This is a genomic window from Geodermatophilus sp. SYSU D00696, assembly GCF_054050235.1.
Map to the genome: position 1 here is coordinate 1 of NZ_JBJGYY010000022.1, position 19,518 is coordinate 19,518.

16 protein-coding genes are annotated in these 19,518 nt (G+C 75.1%); 9 read left to right on the forward strand and 7 right to left on the reverse strand.

Annotated elements, in window-relative coordinates; genetic code table 11:
- Positions 1–455 precede the first annotated feature (455 nt).
- Entirely contained in the window at positions 456–1,085 is a 630-nt protein-coding gene (locus ACI79O_RS14890; RefSeq protein ID WP_456914537.1) for an alpha-ketoglutarate-dependent dioxygenase AlkB, read from the reverse strand.
- A gap of 39 nt (positions 1,086–1,124) precedes the next feature.
- On the reverse strand, positions 1,125–3,350 hold the full coding sequence (locus tag ACI79O_RS14895) for a RecQ family ATP-dependent DNA helicase (RefSeq protein WP_456914538.1): 2,226 nt from the start codon (positions 3,348–3,350) through the stop codon (positions 1,125–1,127).
- A 75-nt stretch (positions 3,351–3,425) separates the two neighbouring features.
- Between ACI79O_RS14895 and ACI79O_RS14900 the strand changes: the two genes are divergently transcribed.
- Complete coding sequence (locus ACI79O_RS14900) at positions 3,426–4,247, forward strand: PHP domain-containing protein (RefSeq protein ID WP_456886267.1); 822 nt, start codon at positions 3,426–3,428, stop codon at positions 4,245–4,247.
- Between the two features lie 3 nt (positions 4,248–4,250).
- Here ACI79O_RS14900 and ACI79O_RS14905 read toward each other — a convergent pair whose 3' ends face one another.
- Complete coding sequence (locus ACI79O_RS14905) at positions 4,251–4,691, reverse strand: hypothetical protein (RefSeq protein ID WP_456914539.1); 441 nt, start codon at positions 4,689–4,691, stop codon at positions 4,251–4,253.
- A gap of 125 nt (positions 4,692–4,816) precedes the next feature.
- Between ACI79O_RS14905 and ACI79O_RS14910 the strand changes: the two genes are divergently transcribed.
- The 3 genes from ACI79O_RS14910 to ACI79O_RS14920 all read left to right on the forward strand — a co-directional run bounded on the left by ACI79O_RS14910 (position 4,817) and on the right by ACI79O_RS14920 (position 8,155).
- A complete protein-coding gene (locus tag ACI79O_RS14910) occupies positions 4,817–5,815 on the forward strand; it encodes a carbamate kinase (protein ID WP_456914540.1) in 999 nt (332 codons plus the stop codon).
- A gap of 14 nt (positions 5,816–5,829) precedes the next feature.
- Entirely contained in the window at positions 5,830–6,933 is a 1,104-nt protein-coding gene (bar, locus tag ACI79O_RS14915; protein ID WP_456914541.1) for a barbiturase, read from the forward strand.
- A 151-nt stretch (positions 6,934–7,084) separates the two neighbouring features.
- Positions 7,085–8,155, forward strand: coding sequence for a PP2C family protein-serine/threonine phosphatase (locus tag ACI79O_RS14920; RefSeq protein ID WP_456886272.1), 1,071 nt, complete (start codon positions 7,085–7,087; stop codon positions 8,153–8,155).
- On the opposite strand, the gene ACI79O_RS14925 is transcribed toward ACI79O_RS14920, so the two are convergent.
- From ACI79O_RS14925 to ACI79O_RS14935, 3 genes are all read right to left on the reverse strand, one after another.
- Positions 8,152–8,712 carry an RNA 2'-phosphotransferase gene (locus ACI79O_RS14925; protein ID WP_456914542.1) on the reverse strand — a complete coding sequence of 187 codons (561 nt, stop codon included), beginning with the start codon at positions 8,710–8,712 and terminating at the stop codon, positions 8,152–8,154. The genes ACI79O_RS14920 and ACI79O_RS14925 overlap by 4 nt on opposite strands.
- Before the next feature lie 122 nt (positions 8,713–8,834).
- On the reverse strand, positions 8,835–10,253 hold the full coding sequence (locus tag ACI79O_RS14930) for a DUF1116 domain-containing protein (protein WP_456914543.1): 1,419 nt from the start codon (positions 10,251–10,253) through the stop codon (positions 8,835–8,837).
- A complete protein-coding gene (locus ACI79O_RS14935) occupies positions 10,250–11,749 on the reverse strand; it encodes an FdrA family protein (RefSeq protein WP_456914544.1) in 1,500 nt (499 codons plus the stop codon). The genes ACI79O_RS14930 and ACI79O_RS14935 overlap by 4 nt, the downstream gene beginning before the upstream one ends.
- Before the next feature lie 183 nt (positions 11,750–11,932).
- Here ACI79O_RS14935 and ACI79O_RS14940 point away from each other — a divergent pair, with 183 nt between their 5' ends.
- The 5 genes from ACI79O_RS14940 to ACI79O_RS14960 are packed head-to-tail and all read left to right on the forward strand — an operon-like array spanning position 11,933 to position 17,966.
- A complete protein-coding gene (locus ACI79O_RS14940; RefSeq protein WP_456886278.1) occupies positions 11,933–13,429 on the forward strand; it encodes a uracil-xanthine permease family protein in 1,497 nt (498 codons plus the stop codon).
- Positions 13,426–14,313 (forward strand): FAD binding domain-containing protein, encoded by an 888-nt coding sequence (locus tag ACI79O_RS14945; protein ID WP_456914545.1) that lies wholly within the window; start codon positions 13,426–13,428, stop codon positions 14,311–14,313. The genes ACI79O_RS14940 and ACI79O_RS14945 overlap by 4 nt, the downstream gene beginning before the upstream one ends.
- Positions 14,310–14,831, forward strand: coding sequence for a (2Fe-2S)-binding protein (locus ACI79O_RS14950; protein ID WP_456886283.1), 522 nt, complete (start codon positions 14,310–14,312; stop codon positions 14,829–14,831). Before ACI79O_RS14945 ends, ACI79O_RS14950 begins: the two co-directional genes overlap by 4 nt.
- Positions 14,832–14,871: 40 nt before the next feature.
- Complete coding sequence (gene cutA / locus ACI79O_RS14955) at positions 14,872–17,286, forward strand: aerobic carbon-monoxide dehydrogenase large subunit (protein ID WP_456886285.1); 2,415 nt, start codon at positions 14,872–14,874, stop codon at positions 17,284–17,286.
- The gene (locus ACI79O_RS14960) at positions 17,283–17,966 is read left to right on the forward strand and encodes an SRPBCC family protein (RefSeq protein WP_456886287.1); all 684 of its coding nucleotides are present in this window, start codon (positions 17,283–17,285) and stop codon (positions 17,964–17,966) included. The genes cutA and ACI79O_RS14960 overlap by 4 nt, the downstream gene beginning before the upstream one ends.
- A 35-nt stretch (positions 17,967–18,001) precedes the next feature.
- On the opposite strand, the gene ACI79O_RS14965 is transcribed toward ACI79O_RS14960, so the two are convergent.
- Complete coding sequence (locus tag ACI79O_RS14965) at positions 18,002–19,318, reverse strand: right-handed parallel beta-helix repeat-containing protein (protein WP_456886290.1); 1,317 nt, start codon at positions 19,316–19,318, stop codon at positions 18,002–18,004.
- Positions 19,319–19,518 lie beyond the last annotated feature (200 nt).

Genomic DNA, 19,518 nt, shown 5'->3' on the forward strand with positions numbered 1-19,518 from the left:
ACCTGACAGATCTCGATGTCATCAACCAAAGGAACCCACGACCCGACCGGACAACCGACCAGGCCACGGGGGTTTGTTACTTGGCACTGACTTTCGGCACGCTGTTGAGTTCTCAAGGAACGGACGCGTTCGTACTCCAGCCTTTTCGGCCTTCGTTCGAGGCGGTGTCCTCACTGTACACCCGCTCCGCAGCAGTCGGGCCTCGGGGGCCTTTCCGGCGGTTGACCAGGCTGGCGGCCCGGTCCGTTCTCGCGTGGTGCAGGGAGAACCATACACGCCCTCGGAGGGGTCGTGCACGGGGGTCCCCCTGTCCGTGTCGGGCCCGTGGGTCCAGCGTCGGACGTGGGGTGCAACGGCCTCCGCGGCCGGACCATTCCCACGTCCACTCCGGTGCCCGATGAGCCGTCACGGACGTGTGGTGCAACGGCGGGCGGGTCCAGCGCATTCCCGCCGGGTCAGGCGACGCCGGCCGGGCGGAACTGGACGCTGACCCGCGGCCCGACGGGCCGGGTGGTCTTCGGGATGCAGTGCTCCCACGTGCGCTGGCAGGAGCCGCCCATCACGACGAGGTCGCCGTGACCGAGCGGGAAGCGGAGGGTCTCGCCGCCACCGACCGGGCGGAGCAGGAGCGGTCGCGGGGAGCCGAAGGAGACGATCGCCACGAGCGTGTCCTGCGTGCGGCTACGCCCCAGGCGGTCGCCGTGCCAGGCCACACTGTCCCGGCCGTCCCGGTACAGGCACATGCCGGCCGTGACGAAGGGCTCGCCGAGCTCGGCCGCGTAGTGCGCGTCGAGGGCGGTGCGGGCATCGGTGAGCAGCGGGTGCGGCAGGACCTCGCCGCGTCCGTACCAGCGCAGCAGCCGCGGGACGGCGACCTCGCGGTCGTACATCTGCCGCCGGTCGGCCCGCCAGCCGATGTCGCCCAGCAGGACCTCGAGGACCTCGCCGGACCCCGTCACCCAGCCCGGCAGGTGGTCGACCCAGGCGCCGCGGCTGAGCACGTGCCGCCGGACGCGGCCGGCCAGCGGGGTGAGCGCCGCCTCCTCGGCGACGTCGAACATCGACGGCTGGTGCGCGAGCGACATGCCGGGAGGCTACGCCCGATCGAACGTGTGTACGACCCCTCAGGCCGTCAGTGCGAGGGCGAACGGCAGCACCCGGGAGGCGCCGGCCAACCGCAGCTCGCGGCCGGCCACGGTCATCGTCCAGCGCGAGTCGGCGAGGTCGTCGACCAGCAGCACCGGCACGGGGCCGAGCTCGTCGAGGCGGGCCCGGAGCTCCGGGCCGACGACGACGCGCTGCCACACCCCGGCGAGCCGGAAGGCGCTGTTCCCGCCCGGGCCTCCGGTGGGGCCGCCGTGCGCCAGGGACAGCTCCCCCAGGTAGGGCAGCCGGCCCAGCCGCGCCAGGCCCTGCGCCACCCCGGTCACCAGCCGCGGACGGCGGCGGGAGGGGACGGCGACCACGGCGGCGGGCCGCTCGGCCCAGTCCCACGCGCCGAGCACCCGGGCGCAGGCGCGCAGCAGGTCGTCGTCCGGCGGGACGTCGGTGACCGAGCGCTGCACCGGCACGTCGAAGGCGGCGTCGGGGTCCTCCTCGATGCCGGGTGCCTCCAGGTCGAGGGTCACCGTGCCACCGACGCCGTCGTCCCCGAGCAGGGTGCGCAGCCGCTGACCCCAGCCGAGGTCGGTGAGACGGGCGACGGCCCGGCCCGGGTCGAGGAGCTCACCCGCGGCGATCTTCCCCTTGACCGTCACGCCGAGCCGGTCGGCGCCGGTGGGCCATTGGGCGCGCGGGGCGAGCTCGACGCCCGGCCGGTCGAGCGCGGCCGACGCCGCCTCGGCCGCACCCTCGGGGACGTCGGTGGGGTACCAGGCGCCGGCGCAGACGTCGCACCGGCCGCACGGCGCGGCGGTCGGGTCGTCGAGCGCCTCCTGGAGGAAGGCCATCCGGCACCGCGCCTCGTCGACCGGTTTCGCGTAGGCGATCATCGCCCGCTGCTCGGCCTCGCGGGTGCGGGCGACGCGGGCGTAGCGGTCGGCGTCGTAGACCCACGGCCGCCCGGTGGACCGCCAGCCGCCCTGCACCCGCTCCACCGCGCCGTCGACGGCGAGCACCTTGAGCAGCAGCTCGAGCCGGGAGCGGCGGACGTCGGCCACCGTCTCCAGCCGGGCCACCGACCACGCCTTGCCGTCGGCCATCGCGGAGAGGACGGCGGCGGCGTGGTCCTCGCGCGGCATCGACGAGGTGGCGAACCACTGCCAGATGGCGAGGTCCTCGGGGCCGGGCAGCAGCAGGACGTCGGCGGAGTCGACGGCGCGGCCGGCGCGGCCCACCTGCTGGTAGTAGCTGACCGGCGACGACGGCGCGCCGAGGTGGACGACGAAGCCGAGGTCGGGCTTGTCGAAGCCCATGCCCAGGGCCGAGGTGGCCACCAGCGCCTTGACCCGGTTCTCCCGCAGCGCCTCCTCGGCCTCCTTGCGGTCGGCGTCGTCGAGGCGGCCGGTGTAGGCCCGGACGTCGTGCCCGGCGTCGCGCAGCAGCGACGCCGTCTCCTCGGCGGCGGCGACGGTGAGGGTGTAGACGATGCCGCTGCCCGGCAGGTCGTCCAGGTGCGCGGCCAGCCAGGCCAGCCGGGCGCGGTCGGTGGGCAGGCGCAGCACGCCCAGGCGCAGCGAGTCGCGGGCCAGCGGGCCCCGGACCGTGGTCACCCCGACCCCGCCGGCGCCGAGCTGCTCGGCGACGTCGGCGACCACGCGCTCGTTCGCCGTCGCCGTCGTCGCCAGCACCGGCGTGCCGGCCGGGAGGGTGCCCAGCAGGTCGCGGATGCGGCGGTAGTCGGGGCGGAAGTCGTGGCCCCAGTCGGAGACGCAGTGCGCCTCGTCGACCACGAGCAGGCCGCAGCGCGCGACCAGGCCGGGCAGCTGCTCCTCGCGGAACCGCGGGTTGGTCAGCCGCTCCGGGGAGACGAGCAGGACGTCGACGTCGTCGGCGGCCAGGGCCGCCGCGACGTCGTCCCACTCGGTGGCGTTGGCGCTGGAGATCTCGACGGCGCGGATGCCGGCGCGGGCCGCGGCGGCCACCTGGTCGCGCATCAGCGCGAGCAGCGGGCTGACCAGCAGGGTGGGGCCGGCGCCGCGGCGGCGCAGCAGTGCCGTGGAGACGAAGTAGACCGCCGACTTGCCCCAGCCGGTGCGCTGCACCACCAGCGCCCGCTCGGACCGCTCGACCAGCGCGGCGACGGCGGCGTCCTGCCCCTCGCGGAAGACCGCGTCGGGCCGGCCGGTCAGCTCGCGGAGGACCCCGAGGGCCTCGGTGGCGAGGTCGGAGGCAGGCGCGGCGGTGCTCATGGGTCCCGACAGTAGGTGCGTCCCCCGACAGCGGGGCCGTCCGTGCGGGACCTGGGGACGGCGGGCAGGATGGGGATGATGCGACCACCGGACAACCACGTGCACACCGGGTGGTCGTGGGACACCCCGAGCTCGGTGACCATGGCCCGCGCCTGCGAGCAGGCCATCGCCCAGGGGCTGCCGGCGATCGCCTTCACCGAGCACCTCGACTTCACCGTGTGGGGTCCCGACGACCGGGCCACCACGCTGGGCCTGGTCGACCGGCACGCCTCGCGGCACCAGCCGATCGACAGCGAGGGCTACTGGGCCGAGCTCACCGAGGTGCGCGAGCGGTTCCCCGAGCTGCGCATCTGGTCGGGCGTCGAGGCCGGCGAGCCGCACCTGTTCGAGTCGAGCGTGGCCGCGCACCTCGACGGCGCGCCAGTGGACCGGGTCCTCGGCTCGCTGCACTCCCTCCACGACGGCGACCGGCTCTACGGCGTCGGCCAGCTGCTCTACCAGGACGCCGACGGCACGATGCGCCGCTACCTCGCCGAGGTCGTCGACATGGTCGAGCGCAGCGACGTCTTCCAGGTGCTCGCCCACGTCGACTTCCCCCGGCGGTACTGGCCCGGCGGCTCGCACCGCTACGTGGAGAAGGACTACGAGGAGGAGTACCGGGCGGTGTTCCGCGCCCTCGCCGGCACCGGGCGGGCGCTGGAGGTCAACACCAGCAGCCCGCTGGCCTCGGCCGACCAGGTGCGCTGGTTCCGGGAGGAGGGCGGCGAGGCGGTGAGCTTCGGCAGCGACGCCCACCAGCCCGGCGCGGTCGGGCAGCGCTTCGACCTCGCCGTCGACGTCGTGGAGGCGGCCGGCTTCCGGCCCGGGCGGGACCGCTTCGACTTCTGGCGGCGCTGACGCTCAGCCGGCCACCCGGTCGAGGGCGTCGCGCCACCTGCGCCGCAGGCCGGGCGGGGCGATCAGGCGCTGGGCCAGCAGCACGGCGCGGCCGCGCAGACCCCGGCCACCGGAGTGGTGCATGACGACGTCGACGTGGCTGCCGCCGCCGTCCCGCGGGGTGATCCGGATGTCGCCGGTGCCGCGGTCGCAGTGGTCGCTGTCCAGCAGGGTCCAGGTGACCCGGTCCGGGTCCGGCCACTCGTAGCGCAGCAGCACCCAGAACGGGACGCCCGCGCTGCCCTCGCGGACGACGGCCCAGCCCTCCCCCTTCTCGCGGACCTCGTACTTCGCCGGGTCCAGGGTCTTCGACCACACCTCGAGGCGGCGGTCACCGACGGCGGTGAACGCCTCGCGGACCTCGACGGGGGTGGCTCGGGTGTCGAAGCCGAAGTGGACCCGCATCGCCGTCTCCGTCCGGGTGGCCCCCGTGCCTGCCCGGATCATGCACCCGGCGGAAGGCCGCCGGTCGGGAAGTCGTCCCGGTCAGGTACTTCACCGCTAAGAGAGACGCCGCTAGGGTCGCCGGGGTGACGACCCGCCGCGCCGTGATCGCCCTGGGCGGCAACGCGATGACCGGACCCGACGGCGCGGCCACGGCCGCCGCCCAGCGAGCCGCGCTCGCCGTCGCCGCGGACGCGATCGCCGAGGTCGTCGCGGCCGGCGTCGAGGTGGTGCTCACCCACGGCAACGGCCCGCAGGTGGGCAACCTGCTGGTCAAGAACGAGATGGCGGCGCGCGTCGTCCCGCCGGTCCCGCTGGACTGGTGTGTCGCCCAGACCCAGGCGACCGTCGGCTTCACCCTCGCCGACGAGCTCGACGCCGCGCTGGCCGCCCGCAGGCTGGACCGCCGCACGGCCGCCCTGGTCACCCGCACGCTCGTCGACGCCGACGACCCGAACTTCGCCACGCCGTCCAAGCCGGTCGGCCGCCACCTGCCCGCCGAGGAGGCCGCCCGCTTCATCGCGCTCGGCCAGCTGTGGGAGGACCGCGGCCCGCGCGGGTGGCGGCGCGTGGTCGCCTCGCCCGAGCCCCGGTCGGTGGTCGACGCCCCGGCCATCGCCGCGCTGGTCGCCGCCGGGTTCGTCGTCGTCTGCGCCGGTGGCGGCGGGGTGCCGGTGGTCGCGGGCCAGCCGATGCGCGGCGTCGAGGCGGTCATCGACAAGGACCTCACGGCCGCGCTGCTGGCCCGTGAGCTCGAGGCCGACACCCTCGTCGTCGCCACCGACGTCCCCAACGTCGTGCTCGGCTTCGGCACCGGGTCGCCGTCGCCACTGGGCCGGGTCACCCCCGCCGAGCTCCGCGGGCACGCCGCGGCCGGGGAGTTCGGCCGCGGCAGCATGGGCCCGAAGGTCGAGGCCGCGCTGCGTTTCGTCGAGGGAGGCGGCGAGCGCGCCGTCATCACCTCGCTGGAGAACATCGCCGGCGCCGTCACCGGCGACGCCGTCGGCACCGTGTTGCAGGAGGACCCTGCTGCCCCCCACCGCTCGCAGGCTCGCGGCGGGCCCCTGCAGCAGGGCCACGTGTGAGAGAAGAGGAAGACGTGCCCGCACCGATCGAGGTCCGCAAGGTCCCGCTGCACAACGTCAGCGACGCCAGCGAGCTGGCGAAGCTCATCGACGACGGCGTCATGGAGGCCGACCGGGTCGTCGCGGTCATCGGCAAGACCGAGGGCAACGGCGGCGTCAACGACTACACCCGGATCATCGCCGACCGGGCGTTCCGCGAGGTGCTGCTGGAGAAGGGGACGCGCAGCAAGGAGGAGGTCGCGCAGATCCCGATCGTGTGGTCCGGCGGCACCGACGGCGTCATCAGCCCGCACGCGACCGTCTTCGCCACGCTGCCCGAGGACGCCGTCGAGAGGACCGACGAGCCGCGGCTGACCGTGGGGTACGCGATGAGCGAGCAGATCCTGCCCGAGGACATCGGCCGGGTCGCGATGATCGAGACGGTCGCCGAGGGCGTGCGGAAGGCCATGGCCGCGGCCGGGATCGACGACCCCGCCGACGTCCACTACGTGCAGACCAAGACCCCGCTGCTGACCATCGACACCATCCGCGACGCCAAGAGCCGCGGGAAGACGGTGTGGACCGAGCACACCCACGAGTCGATGGACCTGTCCAACGCCACGACGGCGCTGGGCATCGCCGTCGCCCTCGGCGAGATCGGGATGCCGCGCGACGAGGACGTCATGCACGACCTGTCGCTGTTCTCCTCGGTGGCCTCCTGCTCGTCGGGGGTCGAGCTCGACCGGGCGCAGATCGTCGTCGTCGGCAACGCCCGCGGGCACGGCGGTCGCTACCGGATCGGCCACTCGGTCATGGAGGACGCGCTCGACCAGGACGGCATCTGGGAGGCCATCCGCTCGGCCGGCCTGGAGCTGCCCGACCGGCCGCACCACACCGACCTCGGCGGCCGGCTGGTCAACGTGTTCCTCAAGTGCGAGGCGGACCCGAGCGGCATGGTCCGCGACCGGCGCAACGCGATGCTCGACGACTCCGACGTGCACTGGCACCGGCAGATCAAGGCCACCGTCGGCGGCGTGACCGCAGCGGTCACCGGCGACCCCGCGGTGTTCGTGTCGGTGGCCGCCGTGCACCAGGGCCCCTCCGGCGGCGGCCCGGTCGCGGCGATCGTCGAGGCCTGACCCCCCGGGCGCGTCGCCGGCCCTCGCCGGCGACGCGCCCGCCGACGTCCGGTGACGTCCGGTGACGCCCGGCGGTCCGGTGCGCGCCGGGACTCGTCTACGTTGGGCGCCCGGACGCGGCTGCGGGGAGCCCGCGGGACGAGGGGGCGCAGTGGGCGGACGCGTCCGGGCACACGGGCTGCCCCTGGTGTTCCTGCTCGGCCCGGCCGTGCTCGACCTCGCCCTGGGCAGGGACCAGGTCCTCCTGGGCCTGGTGGCCGCCTCTCCCCTGGTGGCGGCCACCCTGACCGGACGGCGGGCGACCGCGGCCTACGGCGCCGCGGCGCTGGTGACCGCTGCCCTGCTGGGCGTCTACGACCGGCAGTACAGCGCCGAGGCGCTGCCCGCCCAGGTCGTCCGGCTGGTCGTCGTGGCCGTCGCCGGTGCGGTGGCCGTCGGCGCCTGCACCCTGCGCGTGCACCGCGAGTCCGAGCTCGCCCGGGTGAGCGCCGAGGCGGCCGCGACGCGGGCGTCGCTGGAGCTCGGGGAGACCCTGCAACGGCACCTGCTCGGCCCACCTCCGGTGGTCCCCTCCCTGGAGTCCGCGGTGCGCTACCTGCCGGCGCTGCGCGGGACCCGGGTCGGCGGGGACTGGTACGACGCCTTCCCCGCGGCCGGCGGCACCGCCCTGGTGATCGGCGACGTCGCCGGCCACGACCCCCGGGCCGCGGCCGCCATGGCCGAGGTCCGGGGGATGCTGCGCGCGGTCGCCGTCGACGCGTCGTCCCCGGCGCGGGCCCTGGAGGCGCTGGACCGGGTGATGGCGCACCTGACGGCACCGGCCCTGGCCACCGTCGCGGTCGCCGTGGTCCGTCCCACCGGCGACGGCGGGACGCTGCGCTGGTCCAACGCCGGCCACCCGCCGCCGGCGCTGGTGGCCGCGGACGGGTCGGTCCGGCTGCTCGCCGGCACCCCCGAGCCGCTGCTCGGCGTGGCGCCCGGGACACCCCGCACCGACGCCGACCTGCCGCTCCGCCGCGGGGACACGCTGCTCCTCTACACCGACGGCCTCGTCGAGCGGCGCGGCGGCACCCTCGACGAGGGCGACGCCTGGCTCGTCGGGGAGCTCGCCCGGCGCGCGGGCGACCCGCTCGGCGAGCTGTGCGACCGGCTGCTGGCCGCGGCCGCCACGGCCGGCCGTCACGACGACGTCGCGCTGCTCGCCGTCCGGGTCCCGGGCTAGAGGACGCCCAGGTACCGCGGCGGGACGGCGTCGACCAGCCACACCCCGTTGGCCGAGCGGGTGAACACCGCCCCGGCCGCGGCCAGCCCGGCGGCGTCGACCCGCAGGACGGCGGCACGGCCGCGGCGCTCCCCCACCGCCCGGGCGGTGACCTCGTCGGGGCTCAGGTGCACCGCGTGCCGCCGGCCCGGGCGCAGCCCCTCGGCGAGGATCGCGGGCAGGTTGCGCACCGCGGTGCCGTGGAAGAGGACGTCGGGCGGGGCCTCGGCGGCGTACCCGAGCGCGACCGGCACGCTGTGCCCCTGGCTGGCGCGGATCCGGGTGCCGGTCGGGTCGAACGCGAAGCGCCGCTTGTCGTTGCGCGCGACGACGTGGTCGAGGTCCTCCCGGGTCAGTGGCATCCCGTGCGCGGCGAGCGCGGCCAGCAGCGCGGCGACGTCGACCCAGCCGGCGTCGTCGAGGACCAGCCCCACGCTGTCGGGCCGGTGCCGGAGCACGTAGGACAGCCGCTTGCTGACCCGGACGACGTCGTCGCGCCCGGGACCGCTCCTGCCCACGCGGGGAGCCTGCGGCCCGGCCCGGCCGGGCGCCACCCGTCGTGCCCGCAGCGGCGCGAGACCGGCGGTCTCGTGGCGATCAGGCGCCGACGGCCACGACAGCGCCGGTCCCGCGGAGCAGGTCAGGCCGCCGCGGGCGCGGTCCGGGCCTCCTGCGCCAGCGCGGCCAGCGCACCCTCGAAGCACTCCCGCGGCGGCTGGACCAGACCCGCGCCGACCTGACCGGTACCGGCCACCCGCCCGGCCATGCCGGTGTTGATCTGCGGCAGCCACCCGGTGCGGGCCACGGCGAGGACGTCGATGCCCGTGGGGGCGCCGCGGAAACCGAGGATCGGGATGGCCATGGCCGGGTTCTCGGCGAGGGTGAGCTGGTACATGCGCTCGGTGGTGGCCAGCGCGTCGGGGACCGTGCCGCCGACGAACCGCACGATCGCCGGCGCCGCGGCCATCGAGAACCCGCCGACACCGTAGGTCTCCATGATCGCGGAGTCGCCGATGTCGGGGTTGGCGTCCTCGGGGCCGTAGTCGCCGAGGAACAGGCCCACCGGCGTCTGCGCGGGCCCGGTGAACCAGCGGTCGCCGGTGCCGGCGGTCTGCACGCCGAACTCGGTGCCGTTGCGGGCCATCACCGTCACCAGCGTCGAGCCCGGGACGTCGCGGGCGGCGTCCATGGCCAGCTTCGCCGTCGGCATGCCGAGGTTGAGGAAGAAGTGCTCGTTGCCGCCGATGAAGCGCAGCGCGGCGGCGACGTCGTCGGACGGCGCGTCGAGCGCGACCAGCGCCGGGGACAGCTCGCGCAGGGTCATCAGCGAGCCGGCGCGGTTGCGGTTGTGCCCCTCGTCGCCCATCTGCAGCATCTGCGCGAGCACCGCCTTGACGTCGAGCGGCTCGGCCATCGACCGCACCGCCCGGGCCAGCAGCGGGCCGAGGACGTCGCGCATCCAGGCCAGCCGGGTGAGCACCTCCTCGCCGAAGGCGCCCATCCGCAGCACCTTGCCCAGGCCCTCGTTGAGGTTGCAGTACGCGCGCCCGCCGTTGACCGGGTCCTCGAGGCACCACGTCCACATCGACGGCGACGTCACCCCGGCCATCGGGCCGACGGCGGAGCGGTGGTGGCACGGCTCGAGCTCCACGCCGCCGGAGGCCAGCAGCGCCTCGGCCTCCTCCACCGTCGACGCCCAGCCCTCGAACAGGCAGGCGCCGACCAGCGCCCCGCGCATCGGGCCCGACGCCGCCTCCCAGGTCAGCGGCGGGCCGGAGTGCAGCAGCACCCGCCCCTCGAGCCCGAGCACCTCGTGAGCCGGCCGGACGTCGACCAGCACCGAACCCGCGGCCAGCACCCGCTCGACCGCCGTCCGGTTGGCCGCGGCGCGGCGCGGGTCCAGAGCCAGCGCGGCGAGGTCGGCCGGGTCACCGAGCGCCGGCGGCCGCCAGTCGACGTCGGCGACCTCCGTGCCCTGCGCGCGCAGCGCCCCGGAGAAGACGTCGACCCCGGCCGCGACGATCGACGGCGGCGCGGAGAGCAGGTCGGACAGGGTCATGACTGCGCTCCCAGCAGGTCGAGGGCGTACCGCGTGGCCGCGGCGTTGGAGGCGAAGACGGCGGCGCCGGCCGCGGCCAGGGCGTCGGCCTGCCGGCTCCAGCCCTGGGGGTCGGCCTCGGTGCCGACGAGCGCGACCACCACCGGCAGCCGCGCCCGGTCCCGGGCCGCGGCGAGGGCCGGCGCGAGGGCCGCCGCCGGGTCGGGGTCGGCGCCGTACCCGAGGACGACGTCGAGCAGCAGCACCGCCGGCTCACCGGACCCGGCCAGCCGGGCGATCGCCTCCAGCCGCAGCGTGGGGTCGATCATCGGGTGGGCGCGGCCGACGGTCAGCGCGTCGTCGCCGAAGTCGACGACCACGTGCCCGGTGGCGGACAGGTCCGTACCGAGGTCGAGCTCGGGCCGCAGCGGGGTGTTGGAGCGGACGTCGCCCAGCACCGGCGCCGCCAGCAGCATCGCCTCGTCGGCGAGCGTGCCGCCGGAGTAAAACCCCTTCAGGACGGCGCCGGCCGGCGCCGCCTCGTCCGGCCCGGGGCGGGACGGCCACGCCGGCACGTCGCGCCCCATGTCGGCCAGCAGCGCCTCGACGGCGGCGGTGAGGTCAGGGGTCTCCCGTGACAGCGCGGCCGACCGGACCGGCGTGGCCAGCCCCGCGGCGGCGCGCTCCACGGCCTCGGCCACCGACGGCGCCGGTGGCTTGGAGACGACGAGGATCCGCTCGGTGGCGGGGTCGGCGTCGAGCGCGGCCAGCGCGTCGAGGGTGGCCAGCCCGCCGACGGCCTCGGACAGGTCGCGCCCGCCGACGCCGATCACGTGCGAGACGCCGACGCCGGCCGCGTCGAGCAGGCAGGACACCTGCTGCGCGCCGGTGCCCGATGCCGCGACCACGCCCACCGGACCGGGGCGGACGACGTTGGCGAAGCCCAGGGCGACGCCGGAGACGATCGCGGTGCCGCAGTCGGGCCCCATGACCAGGACGCCGGCCTCGTGCGCGGCGCGCTTGAGCGCGACCTCCTGCTCGACCGGGACGCCGTCGGAGAAGACGAGCACGCTGCGCCCGGCGGCGATCGCGTCGGCGGCCTCGAGCGCCGCGTACTGCCCCGGGACGCTGACGATCGCGAGGGCGGGCGCGCCGGGGGCGAGGTCGTCGAGGCCGGCGCCGATGGTGCGGGCGGGCTGGGCGTCGGCGGTGGCCCGGGAGCGCTCGCGCTCGGCCAGCGCGGCGTCCACGGCGCTCACCGCGGCGGCCAGGGCGTCGTCGTCGACCGCCCGGACGGCGATGAGCAGCTGGTCGGGCGAGGGGGTCTGCTCGGGGGCCAGACCCATGCCGGCGGCGAGCTCGACGTTGAGCGGCGTGGCCATGGCCACGAGGACGGCGGTGACGCCGTCGCGCGCGCCGACGTCCCGGCTGACCTGCATCAACCGCACGGAGTCGGCGTACACGCCACTGCGCAGGGAGACGTGCCGGACACCCTCGGCAGGGTCGGGAGCGCTCACCCTCCGAACCGTACCGGGAGGGTTCCTCAGCGGTGAGGTATCGGCCCGGCAACGATCTTGTTGCACGCGGAACATTTAGCGCTGAGGCACTTCCGTCCCTGTGAGGCGCGTGACACTGTGACGGCCTCCCGGGGGTGCCGGCACCTCCCGGCTGCGTCGGATGGGCAGGTCGAGGAGGTCCCCATGGCGTTCGGTTGGAAGCTCTACGGAGACGGGAAGACGCCACCGCTGGGTGAGGCCGTCGCTCCCGACGAGCGGCTGTCGTGGCCGCGCACCATCGGCATCGGCGCGCAGCACGTGGTCGCGATGTTCGGGGCGACCTTCGTCTTCCCGATCGTCATGGGGCTCGACCCCAACCTCGCGATCATGATGAGCGGGATCGCGACGATCATCTTCCTGCTCATCGTGAACGGGAAGGTGCCGAGCTACCTGGGCACCAGCGCCTCGTTCGTCGGCGGCGTCGTCGCCGTCCGGGCGCAGGGCGGCGACTCCGGTGACGTCGTCGGCGCGATCCTGGTCTCCGGCGTCGTGCTGGCGCTGGTCGGCGTCCTCATCCACTTCGCCGGTGTCCGGTTCCTGCACGCGATCCTGCCGCCGGCGGTGACCGGCGCGGTCGTGCTCCTCATCGGCTTCAACCTGGCCCCCGTGGTGGCCGGCATCTACTGGCCCCAGGACCAGTGGGTGGCGCTGGCCACGATGTCCTTCGTCATCGTCGCCTCGCTGCTGCTGCGCGGCTTCTGGGCCCGGATCTCGATCCTGCTCGGCCTGGTCTTCGGCTACCTGCTGTCGGTCCTGCTCGACGCGACGGCCGGCCAGATCACCTCGCCCGACGGCACCGGCGAGGTCGTCACCCGCGACCGGATCAACTTCGACACCGTCGGCCAGGCCGACTGGTTCGGCCTGCCCGACTTCACCGCGCCCAGCTTCTCGCTGAACTTCAGCCTCCTGGTGCTGCCCGCCGTCATCGCGCTGGTCGCGGAGAACGCCGGCCACGTCAAGGCGGTCGCCGAGATGACCAAGCGCGACCTCGACCCGTACATGGGCCGCGCCATCGCCGCCGACGGTGTCGCCACCGTCGTGGCCTCCTCGGTCGGCGGCTCGCCCACGACCACCTACGCCGAGAACATCGGCGTCATGGCCGCCACCCGCGTCTACTCGACGGCGGCCTACTACGTGGCGGCCCTGGTGGCGATCCTGCTCGGCCTGTGCCCGAAGTTCGGCGCCCTGATCAACATCATCCCGGGCGGCGTCCTGGGCGGGATCACCGTCGTGCTCTACGGGATGATCGGCCTGCTCGGCGCGAAGATCTGGAAGGAGAACCGCGTCGACTTCGCCAACCCGATCAACCTGGTGCCGCTCGCCGCGGGCATCATCATCGCCATCGGCAACGTGAACCTGCAGATCACCGACACCTTCTCGCTGGGCGGGATCGCCCTGGGCACCATCGTGGCGGTGCTGGGCTGGCACGTGGCCCGCGCCCTGGCGCCGGCCGAGATGCGCGCGGCCCTGCTGGCCGAGCAGGAGTACGCCGGTGGCACCGGCCCGGCGCTGGGCCACGCCGGAGCGCACGACTACGGCCACACCGGGCGCGGGCGGCACGAGTACAGCCCCGACCCGTCGTCGGTCGACGAGGTCGGCCGGCCCGGCATCGACACCCGTAAGGGGACGCTCGACAGGTGAAACCCGCTCCCTTCCGCTACGCCGACCCCCGGTCCCTCGAGGAGGCGCTCGACGTCCTCACCGCCGAACCCGGCGCCAAGGTCCTCGCCGGCGGGCAGTCCCTGCTGCCGCTGCTGGCCATGCGGCTCTCGGCCCCGGCCACGCTGGTGGACATCAACCGGGTGCGCGGCCTCGACACCGTCGAGGCCACCGGGGACGGCGTGCGGGTGGGAGCCCTGGTCCGGCACAACGGCCTCCTCCGCGACAGCCCCGACGCGACCGCCGCCGCCCGGGTCCAGCCGCTGCTGGCCCGGGCGACGGCGAACGTGGCCCACCCCGCGATCCGCAACCGCGGGACGACGGTCGGCTCGATCGCGCACGCCGACCCCTCGGGCGAGATGACCTCCGTGCTGGCGCTCACCGGCGGCTCGGTGACGGTGGCGACGCCGGAGGGCCGGTCCACCGTCGGCTGGCAGGACCTCTTCGTCGGGCCGCTGGAGACCTCGCTGGCCGGCCCGGCCGTCGTCGTCGATGCCTTCTTCCCCGCCCTCCCGGAGCGCTCCGGGACCGCCTTCGCCGAGATCTCCCGGCGCAAGGGCGACTACGCCGTCTGCGGGGCGGGCGTCGTCGTCACCCTCGACGCCGACCGCCGGGTCGCCGCCGTGCGGGCGTCCTACCTGTCCGTGGGGCTGGTGCCCGAGGTGCACGACCTCACCGAGGCCGTGGCCGGCAAGCCGGTCGACAGCGCCGACTGGGCCGCCGCCGGCGCGCTGGCCCGCACGCTGGTCGACCCCGACGGCGACATCCACGCCAGCGCCGACTACCGGCGGCTGCTGGTCGGGGTGCTGACCGAGCGGACACTGGCGCAGGCGGCAGCCGAGGCCGTGCAGAGGAGCGCAGCATGACCACCCCCGTCGACAGCGAGCGGACGGTCGCCGTCACCGTCAACGGCGTCCTGCGCGAGGCCACCGTGCCCGTGCGCCGGGTGCTGTCGGACCTGCTGCGCGACGACCTGCGGCTGACCGGCACCCACGTCGGCTGCGCGCACGGCGTCTGCGGGTCGTGCACCGTGCTGGTCGACGGCGACCCCGTGCGCTCCTGCCTCGTGCTCGCCGTCCAGGTCGACGGCGCCGAGGTGACCACCGTGGAGGGGCTGGCCCGCGAGGACGGCGAGGGCGGGCAGGTGCTGCACCCGGTGCAGGAGGCCTTCCGCGAGTGCCACGCGCTGCAGTGCGGCTTCTGCACCCCGGGCTTCCTGGTGACCATCGCGGCCGGCCTGGAGGCGCGGGACGCGGCCGCGGAGATCACCGACGAGGAGGTCGACGAGCTCGTCGGCGGCAACCTCTGCCGGTGCACCGGCTACGCCAACATCCGCAGGGCCGTCCGGCACGCCGCCGCCGCGATGCGGGAGGACGCCCGGTGAGTGCCTTCGTAGCGCCAATGGCACCCCAGGGAGCTGCCGCGTGACCACGAAGCTGTTCGGCGAGCCGGTCCGCCGGCGCGAGGACGCCCGGCTGATCACCGGACGGGGCCGGTACCTCGACGACATCGGCGCCGGCGCCCTGGCCGCCGCCTTCGTGCGCAGCCCGCACGCGCACGCGCGGATCACCGACGTCGACGTCGAGGCCGCCCTCGACGTCGAGGGCCTGGTCGCGATCTACACCTACGAGGACCTCACCGGGCCGATGGCCGAGCCGCTGCCGGTGCTCATCCCGCACCCGCAGCTGCACGCCCCGCGCACCGGCTACGCCCTGGCCAACGGCGTGGTCCACCACGTCGGCGAGCCGGTCGTCATGGTCGTGGCCACCGACCGCTACGTGGCCGAGGACGCCGCCGAGCGGATCGTGGTCACCTACGAGGAGCTGCCGGTCGTCGTCGGGGTCGACGCCGCCCGCGAGGCCCGGGCCGCCGTCCACGAGGACGTCCCCGACAACGTCGCCGCCCGGCACCACCAGGAGACCGGCGACGTCGAGCCGGCGCTCGCCGCCGCGCCGCACACGCTCTCCTTCACCCAGTACATCGAGCGCAGCGCCTGCATGCCGCTGGAGGGCAAGGGCGTGCACGCCCGCTGGGACCCCGACGACGGCAGCCTGCGGGTGCACTCCAGCACCCAGGCCTCGACGTCGGTGCGCGCGGCGATCGCGGCGAAGCTCGAGCTGTCGCTGGACCGCGTCGAGGTGATTGCGCCCGACGTCGGCGGCGGCTTCGGCGTCAAGATCGTGCACCCGTGGCCCGAGGAGCTGCTGGTGCCGATGGCGGCCATCCGGCTCGGCCGCGAGGTCAAGTGGGCCGAGGACCGGCGCGAGCACTTCGTCTCCAGCGCGCACGAACGGCAGCAGCGGCAGGAGGTCACCGTCGGCTTCGACGACGACGGCCGGATCACCGCGCTCGACGTGCACATCTGGCACGACAACGGCGCCTACACGCCCTACGGGATCATCGTGCCGATCGTCACGGCGACCCAGCTGGTGGGCCCCTACGTCATCCCCGTCTACCGGGTGGTCGTCGAGAGCGTCTACACCAACACCGTCATCGTCACGCCCTACCGCGGAGCCGGGCGGCCGCAGGGCTGCTTCGCGATGGAGCGGACGATGGACCGCATCGCCGACGCGCTCGGCCTCGACCGCGCCGAGGTCCGCCGTCGCAACCTGATCACCCCCGACCAGTTCCCCTACGACCACCGGCTGACGTTCCAGGACGGCCGCCCGGTCATCTACGACTCCGGCGACTACCCCGGCCTGCTGGACAAGCTGGTCGCGCTCGTCGGCTGGGACGAGGCCGCGGCGCTGCGGGCCGACGCGCAGGCCCGCGGCAAGCTCCTCGGCGTCGGCATGGCGCTCTACGTCGAGGGCACCGGCCCCGGCCCCTACGAGGGCGGGCACGTGCAGGTGCTCGGCAGCGGCAAGGTGCTCGTGTCCACCGGGCTGACCTCGCAGGGCCAGGGGCACGAGACGGTGTTCGCCCAGATCGTCGCCTCCGAGCTCGGCGTGCCCATCGAGGACGTCGAGGTGCACACCGGCGACACCCGCCGCTTCGGCTACGCCGTCGGCACCTTCGCCTCCCGGGCCGCGGTGATGAGCGGCAACGCCGTCGCCCTGGCCGCCCGCGGCGTGCGGGAGAAGGCGATCCGGATCGCCGCCGACGTCCTGGAGGCCAACCCGGAGGACCTCGAGATCGACGACGGCCAGGTGCAGGTCAGGGGGACGCCGGGGGCGTCGATCCCGCTGCGCACCGTGGCGGTGCTGTCCAACCCGCTGCGCTACGCCTTCGACGAGGCGGCCAAGCAGGCCACCCAGTTCGCCGTCCAGGGGTCCGACGACAAGCCGCCGGTCGCCCCCGGGGACGCCCCCGGCCTCGAGCACCGCGACTACTACTCCCCCATCCGCTCGACGTTCGCCTCGGGCGCGCACGCCGCCGTGGTCGAGATCGACCCGCAGACCTGGGAGATCGACGTCGTCCGGTACGCCGTGGTGCACGACTGCGGCAACGTCGTGAACCCGATGATCGTCGAGGGTCAGGTGCACGGCGGCGTGGCCCAGGGCGTGGGCGGGGCGCTGTACGAGCGGATGGCCTACGACGGCGACGGGCAGCTGCAGAACGCGTCGTTCATGGACTTCCTCATGCCCTACGCCTCCGAGGTGCCCGACATCGCGATCGACCACCAGGAGACGCCCTCCCCGCTCAACCCGCTGGGCATCAAGGGCGCCGGCGAGGCCGGGGTCATCCCCGGGACGGCGGCGATCGCCTCGGCGATCGAGGACGCGGTGGGCCGGCGGATCACCGCGATGCCGATCTCCCCCACCGAGCTGTACGACCTGATGCGAGACGAGACGGCGGAGCGCACGGCTGCGTCGCGGACGACGGGAGCCCCTGCGTGAACCTCGACGGCTCGGCGGTGCTGCACGGCACGCCCGAGGAGGTCTGGACGGTCATCACCGACCCCGCGGTGCTCGCGCGGACGATCCCCGGCTGCGAGTCGCTGCAGCGGACCGGCGAGGACGAGTACCGCATGGACGTCTCGGTGGGGGTCGGCGCGATCCGCGGGACCTACGCCGGCGAGGTGCGGCTCACCGACCAGCAGCGGCCCTCGTCCTACGTCATGCACGCCTCGGGTGCCGGCGCGCCCGGCAACGTGCGCGCGACGGTCACCATCGGCCTCGAGCCCACCGACGAGGGGACGACGCTCACCTGGTCCGCCGACGCCGTCGTGGGCGGACCGGTCGCCGGGGTGGGCCAGCGGATGATCACCGGCGTCGCGAAGCGGATGGCCGGGCAGTTCTTCGCCGCGATCGACCAGGAACTGATCTCCGGTGCACCGGTCGAGGCCGCGCCCGCCGCGGCCCGCGCCTCGTCGGCCGCCGTCAGCTCGACCGAGGCGCCCACGGCCGTTCCCGCGGGAACGCCGTCCGCGCCCGAGCCGCAGGTGTTCCGCGGTGCGAGGGCCCCGGCCGGCGCGCCGTCGTCGGACCTTCAGACCCTCGCCGTCGGCGCGCTCGGCGGCGCGGGGCTCACGCTGCTCGGCGTCCTGGTCGGCTGGCTGCTCGGCCGCCGCCGCTAGCGGGAACCAGCGCCCACCGGGGGCGGAGGGTGCGGTCAGTCGGCCGGGTACGGCGGCGCGCCGCAGATGTCCGCCGGGAGGCTGGCATCGCAGCGGTTGCCCGCGGAGGTCAGGTCCGGACCGGCGGCCAGCAGGGGCGGGATCGAGCCGTCGCTGACGAACACGTCCCTCTCCACCACCCGGCCCGGTCGCACGATGACGTGGTTGTCCCCGAAGGCGTTCCCGACGATCCGGATGTCGTCCACGAGGCCCGCGCTCGCGCCCTCCGGTGCGTCGGGCGCCGGGAGCGAGAGCAGCGTCAGACCGCCCGCCGGGTTGGTGGGCACCGGCACGCTCTCGGGCAGCGTCACCGTGTTGTCCGTCACGACGTTGCCCGTGATGCTCACGTCATCGGCGTTGACCACCTGCACGCCGACGCCGGAGACGTGCTCGTCCTCGTCGCGGCCCTGTCGGCAGTACCGGTCGTTGTCCGTCGCCCGGTTGCCGCTGAGGTGGAACCCACCGCTCGGGACGTCCCGCCCGTCGTCGGGCACCTGGGTGAGGACGTCGTCGAACAGCAGGAGCCCGATGCAGTTGCCGGTCAGGGTGTTCCCGGACACGTGTCCGCCACGGGCCTCCCGGAGGTGGATGCCGAGGTCGTACCCCTCGACGTAGTTGCCGGAGACGTTCGCGGCGGCCGCCCCGGAGTCCTCGATCCCGATGCCGGCGGTGCCCGAGTCCGGCCGGCTCGCGGTGCCGCGGTCGAGGCCGACCTCGATGTTGCCGGTGAACCGCACGTTCGTGGAGTCCAGGGCGAGGATCCCGTACCCGTCGTGCGCGTGACCCGCCGTGTCGGACACCGAGAACCCGTCGGCGCCCCAGGCGGTGATCCCGCTGGCGGGGTGGTTGCGGGTCATGACACCGGAGACCCGCACCGGGCCGTCGGGGTCGAGGAAGAAGAGGGCCGATACGTCGTCGGCCAGCGTGGCCGGGTCGTCCTCGCCGTCGACGCGCTCCTGGGCCGCCCAGCACACCGATGACCTGGCCGGCGCCGGCGGCAGGTCCTCGGGGGTGTCCCACCCGGGCCACACGATCTTCGTCGCGGCAGCGCCGGCACCCCGGATGGTCAGGCCCTTCCCCTCGATGCAGACGGCCTCTGCATAGGTGCCGGGCGCCAGCCGGATCGTGTCCCCGGAGTCCGCTGCGTCCACGACGTCCTGGATGGACTGGCCCGGCCTGACGTCCCAGGTCCGGCCTCCGCCTCCCTGCGCCGACGCCGCCCCCGGCGCGGCGGCCACCAGCAGCGTGCCGGCCCCGGCCACGGCGAGGGCACGCCGCACCCGAGGGTGGCGCGTGGTCGGTGCTCGGTCCACGACACCGCCTCTCTGGATGCGGCGTCCCGGACGGTCGTGGGGGAGCGCCGACTCGGGGGGACCTGGCAGTCGCCCGGCGACGCAGGTCACCCTCCCGGTGCACCCGGCGGCGTCCAACCGGACACGGGTATGAACCTGCCTCCACCCGAGGTCGTGGTACCGGTCCGGGACCGTCCAGGCGCGACCCGCGAACCGGCTGC

Excerpts from the sequence above, each read along its gene's own strand:
- ACI79O_RS14890 (WP_456914537.1), bottom strand. The coding sequence starts at position 1,085 with ATGTCGCTCGCGCACCAGCCGTCGATGTTCGACGTCGCCGAGGAGGCG.
- ACI79O_RS14895 (WP_456914538.1), bottom strand. The coding sequence starts at position 3,350 with ATGAGCACCGCCGCGCCTGCCTCCGACCTCGCCACCGAGGCCCTCGGG.
- ACI79O_RS14900 (WP_456886267.1), top strand. The coding sequence starts at position 3,426 with ATGATGCGACCACCGGACAACCACGTGCACACCGGGTGGTCGTGGGAC.
- ACI79O_RS14905 (WP_456914539.1), bottom strand. The coding sequence starts at position 4,691 with ATGCGGGTCCACTTCGGCTTCGACACCCGAGCCACCCCCGTCGAGGTC.
- ACI79O_RS14930 (WP_456914543.1), bottom strand. The coding sequence starts at position 10,253 with ATGACCCTGTCCGACCTGCTCTCCGCGCCGCCGTCGATCGTCGCGGCC.
- ACI79O_RS14940 (WP_456886278.1), top strand. The coding sequence starts at position 11,933 with ATGGCGTTCGGTTGGAAGCTCTACGGAGACGGGAAGACGCCACCGCTG.
- ACI79O_RS14950 (WP_456886283.1), top strand. The coding sequence starts at position 14,310 with ATGACCACCCCCGTCGACAGCGAGCGGACGGTCGCCGTCACCGTCAAC.